Annotated in this window: 1 protein-coding gene; it reads left to right on the top strand. The window is 63.6% G+C overall.

Annotated elements, in window-relative coordinates; genetic code table 11:
- On the top strand, positions 1–1,458 hold a 1,458-nt coding region (locus ACYVDE_RS22685; RefSeq protein ID WP_460503808.1), incomplete at both ends, for a hypothetical protein.

Raw genomic sequence — 1,458 nt, 5'->3', positions numbered from 1 at the left:
GCCGACGGCGGCGCGGCCGAAGGGCCCGCCACCGTGGCCACGGCCGTGGTGAGCAGCACCTCAAAGTTTCAGCTCACGCCGCGGGTGGGCTACCGCGGCAACGTGGAGCTGAACTCGCGCCGTCGGGGCTTCGCCTTCACCGGCGAGGTGCAGCTGCAATTCGGTAAAAACCGCAAGCTGGCCCAGTGGGTGGCGGTGAAGGACTCCATCGACCCGAAAAACTTCAGCCTGAACCTGAACGACGTGAAGGCCGAGGACGGCGCCCCGCTGCTGACCGGTATTTTCCTCTCGGACCAGACCGAGGGGCTCTATCCGCTGTACGCGGCGGCTGTGCCCAACTCCACCGACCTCACCGTGTTCAAGGTGGATGGCAAGCTGACCTACGACCAGCGCAAGGAAACCTACACCATTTCGCGCGCCGACCCGGCCGATGCCAACGCCTACGAAGGCTCCTCGCTGACGTACGTTGACTCGACCAATTCGCTGCGCTTCCACGGCCCGATGAGCTTTATTGGCGATGCCGTGAAGGACTTTAAGATGGTGGGAGCCGGCATTGGCTCGGCCAACCCCGACAGTGCCCGCTACAACGTGGAGGCCCTGCTGGGCATCGACGTGACCCTGCCCCCCAAAGCCCTCGACCTGATGGCCAACGAGCTGGCCAAAACCACCAAAAACCTGCCCGAAGGCCAGACGGGCTCCACCAATGAGCTGTATAACCTGGCCCAGTTCATCGGCGACAAGGGCGTGGATGCGTACTCGCAGCGCCGCGGCTTCGCCGACGCGCTGGTGAAGCTGTCGCCCAAGCTGGCCCACACCATCGTGCTGAACCGCGTGAATCTGCGCTGGAATGACAAGCGCCGCGCCTGGTACTCGGTAGGTCCCATTGGCCTGGCCAACGTGGGCAAGCAGCCTATGAATTCGCTGATAAATGGCTACGTAGAAATCCGGCGCGAGGGCGGCAACGACGTGGTGCAGCTGTACCTCGAAGCCGATGCCACGAGCTGGTATTACCTCAAGTTTGCCAACAACCTGCTGCTGGTGAAGTCGCAGAACGACGATTTCGACGCCGAAATCGCGGCCAAGGCCAAGGGCGAATACGAAACCGCCAGTAGCTACGGCGCTTTCCTTGGCGACTTTGCCGATGTCGACAACTTCCGCCAGCACTTCCAGAAAGACTTCCTCGGCGTGAAGCCCAAGCCCATGGCCCGCGTGAGCAAGCCCGCCCCCGAGGAGCCGGCCTTCGACGAGATGGCCAACAAGAAGAAAAAGAAGAAGGACAAGGACGCCGCCGAAGATACCGGCGCCAACCCCGGCGAGCCGGCTTCGGAAACCGCCGCCGCCCCGGCCAAAAAGAAGAAAAAGGCCAAGGCCGACGACCCCTTCGGCGATGGCGTGATGGAAGACCCGGCCCCCGCCCCGGCCAAAAAAGCCGCGGCCCAGACGCCCCCGGCCACGCCC

It is taken from the genome of Hymenobacter agri (assembly GCF_054778495.1).
This window is presented reverse-complemented; position numbering and strand designations above follow the sequence as displayed.